General features: G+C 73.6%; 4 protein-coding genes. All 4 read right to left on the bottom strand.

All coding sequences use genetic code 11. From position 1 onward, the window contains the following. Positions 1-72: 72 nt before the first annotated feature. The 4 genes from E2C05_RS30510 to E2C05_RS30495 all read right to left on the bottom strand — a co-directional run bounded on the left by E2C05_RS30510 (position 73) and on the right by E2C05_RS30495 (position 2797). Positions 73-753: a DUF4142 domain-containing protein gene (locus E2C05_RS30510; protein ID WP_205083194.1), complete on the bottom strand. Its 681-nt coding sequence runs from the start codon at positions 751-753 to the stop codon at positions 73-75. Positions 754-842: 89 nt separating this feature from the next. Beyond that, complete coding sequence (locus E2C05_RS30505) at positions 843-1115, bottom strand: PGPGW domain-containing protein (RefSeq protein ID WP_133223369.1); 273 nt, start codon at positions 1113-1115, stop codon at positions 843-845. A gap of 1 nt (position 1116) precedes the next feature. Beyond that, positions 1117-2175 (bottom strand): DNA adenine methylase, encoded by a 1059-nt coding sequence (locus tag E2C05_RS30500; RefSeq protein ID WP_133223368.1) that lies wholly within the window; start codon positions 2173-2175, stop codon positions 1117-1119. Positions 2176-2212: 37 nt separating this feature from the next. After that, a complete protein-coding gene (locus E2C05_RS30495; protein WP_158292478.1) occupies positions 2213-2797 on the bottom strand; it encodes a glutathione S-transferase family protein in 585 nt (194 codons plus the stop codon). Positions 2798-2965: the final 168 nt, after the last annotated feature.

The following is a 2965-nucleotide window of genomic DNA, read 5'->3' as shown; positions in this document are numbered from 1 at the left end:
CCCGGCCGGCGCGGGGTCGCAGGCGGCGGCGCCGGACGGGCCCGCAGGCCCGCGGCGGCGCCGCGCCCGGGATCAGCTCGGCAGCGACTGCTGGATGCGCTGCGCCATCTCGAGGTGCTTCTCGAGATCCGGCAGGATCTGGTTGGCGAACTGCTTCAGCTGCGGGTTGTCGCCCTGCTGGCCGTAGTTGCGCACCAGGTCCACCGCCTGCCGGTGCGACTGCACCTGCATCTGGATGTACAGCCGGTCCAGCGCCGGGCCGCTGGCCTGCTGCAGCTGCTGGAGCATGGCGGCATGCTGCTGGTCCAGCCCTTCCGCCTGCGGGCCGGACTGGGTGTTGGTGATGGGGGCGCTGCCCCGGCTGCCCTGCGCCTCCCGCCCGTTCGGCAGCGGCGTGCCGGCGCCGGCGCCGGAGCCGGGGATGACCTGCGCCACCTTCTGCCGGTCCTGCGACGTCTTCTCGTGGTCGCGGATCATCTGCTGGGCGAATTCCTTCACCTGCGCATTCTGCGACTTCTCGCCGGCGATGCGGCTGCTGGCGATCTCGAAGCGGTCGCTCATGGTGGACAGGCGGATGAACTCCTCGGCCGTCACCACCTCCGCCCGGGCGCCGGTCGAGGCGGGGGCGGTGGTCGCCGCCGGGCCGCCTGCCTGCCCCTGGGCCGCCTGGGCGCGCTGCTGCTGGGTCTGGGCGAGGGCCGGGGCCGCGGCAAGGACGGCGGTGCCGGCAAGAAGGGCAAGTCTGCGGTTCATGGGGTGCATGGAACGTCTCCCGTTCCGGCCATCCTGGGGACGTGGCCGGCCGGCAGGGCAAACGGCCCGCGGGCCGCGCGGTTCGGCCGTTACGGCAGCAGCTTGCGCAGCCGGTCCCCCTGGCGCTGGAACCAGCCGATCATCCGCGCCTCCATGGCCTCGATCCCGTCGACCTGGCGCGGGAAGCGGGCGCGCAGCTTCGCCATGGCGTCCCGCGCCCAGCCATACTGGTCCCGCAGCACGAACAGGCCGAGGGCGAGGAAGAGGATCCCCTGCAGGATCGGCAGGACGAGGCCGAGCACGCCGACGCCCAGCAGCAGGAAGCCCAGCACCTTGCGGGCGAGGGAGGGACGGCCGGGCATCTCAGGCCACCCGCAGGGACGGCGGCGGCAGCCGCCGGTCCGTCGCCACGAACAGGTATTCGGTATTCGTCAGGCGTCCCACCGTGCCCACCTTCTCTCCCTTCGGATTGTGGATGCCGATCTTGGCACCGACATAGCGGCCATAGGGGATCTCCACCACCTGCACCGCGAACCGCTCGGCCAGCATCGCCTCCAGCGCCGCGCGGTCCAGGTAGCCTTCGTCGTTGAAGGACACGACGACGGCGCGGCAGCGCAGCGCGGCGATGGTGCGGGCCAGCGCCGGGCCGATGCCGGGGCGGCTGTTGAAGGCGGAGAGCCGGTCGCGGCAATCCACCCGCTTGCGGGCAATGCCATAGACCTCCGGCCGGTCCCAGCGCACCAGCGTCTCCCAGACATGGTAGTTCCGCAGGTAGGAATGCTGGTTGTAGGGCGGGTCCAGATAGGCGAGGTCGCATGCGACCGCCGCGGCCACCGCCTCCGCCTCCCCGCACAGGGCCTGGCAGGCGCCGGATTCGGGCCGCGGCAGCAGGGCGGGCAGGCGAAGCGCGATCGGGTTCAAGGCGCGCGGGGCCCAGGCCTTCATGTAGGCCATCTGCAGGCCGGCGGTGGAATCGACGCGGTCGGCCGCTTCCAGCAGCGCGGTCAGCAACACCGCCTCCAGCTCCGGCTCGGCCGCCAGGGCGGCGATGGCCTCGCGCATCGCCTCGATCCGGCCGCCATTGTCGGGGTGGAAGTAGCGCGCCTGCTCGCAATAGGTGGCGGTGAACCAGCCCGGGCGCGGCGGCAGGCGCTGCAGGTCCTCCAGGATGCGGCGCGCGGGCTCCGCCCAGCGCTCCGCGTCCGCCTGAACGTAGCAGGTGGCCAGGGTATGGGCGAAGGCGTTGTGGTCGTTGGCCACCACGCGGTAGCCGGCGCGCTTCAGCGCATGCCCGACGCGGGCGGTGCCGGAAAAGAGGTCGAGCACGGTCGTCCCCCCGGGCGCATCGGCCGGCGCGGTGGCGCCGACAGCCGAGAGGATATGCGTCAGCAGGGCGCGCTTGCTGCCGATATACTTGATCATCGGGGGCGGTCCGCGGCGCCGGCACGCGGCAGGCGTCTCATGCCGGCAACTCGTAGCCCGTGGCCGCCTCGGCGGCGCAGGTCCGCTGCACCGCGGGCCGCTGCATCATCCGGTCATGATGCGCCTGCAGCCCGGGAAACAGGGCGCCATCCGGGGGCGAGGCGTTGCGGAAGCGCCAGAACAGGCGGAACAGGTGGATGTCGGCGATGGACAGGCGGCCGCCCACCGCCCAGTCCGCGCCGCCGAGCCGCTGCTCGGCCAGGGCATAGGCGGCGCGGGCCGCATCGGGCCCCTGCCGCCGCGCCGGATGGACCGTGGCGGCCAGGAAGGACATCCAGGACACGACCCGGGCCTCCGCCTCCGCCCCGCCTTCCGGCAGCAGGCCTGCGGCGGGGAAGCGCCGGGCGAGGTAGAAGAAGATGCCGGCCACCTCCGTGAGCGGGCGGCCATCCACCAGCAGCACCGGCACCTTGCCGTCCGGGTTGATCGCCAGGAAGGCGGGGTCGCGGTGGTCGCGCCGCGCGAAGGACAGCACCCGGGTCTCGAAGGGCTGGCCGATCTCGTGCAGCGCGATATGCGGCGCCATCGCGCTGGAACCGGGCGACAGGTACAGCGTCAGCACGCGCCGCGCCCCCGGCGGGGGGCCAGGCCGCGCCAGCGGGTCGCGGTGCCCATCCGGCACAAGCTAGGGCGTGCCCGCAGAGGGCTGCGTCGCGTCCCGGCGGGTCCTTGCCGCCGCGACGCCGCCCCGCGCGGGGCGGGCGGCGCCCTGCGCTGGCGCAAGGCCGGC

The sequence above is a fragment of the Paracraurococcus ruber genome (genome assembly GCF_004353985.1).
GTDB classification, from domain to species: domain Bacteria; phylum Pseudomonadota; class Alphaproteobacteria; order Acetobacterales; family Acetobacteraceae; genus Paracraurococcus; species Paracraurococcus ruber.
This window is presented reverse-complemented; position numbering and strand designations above follow the sequence as displayed.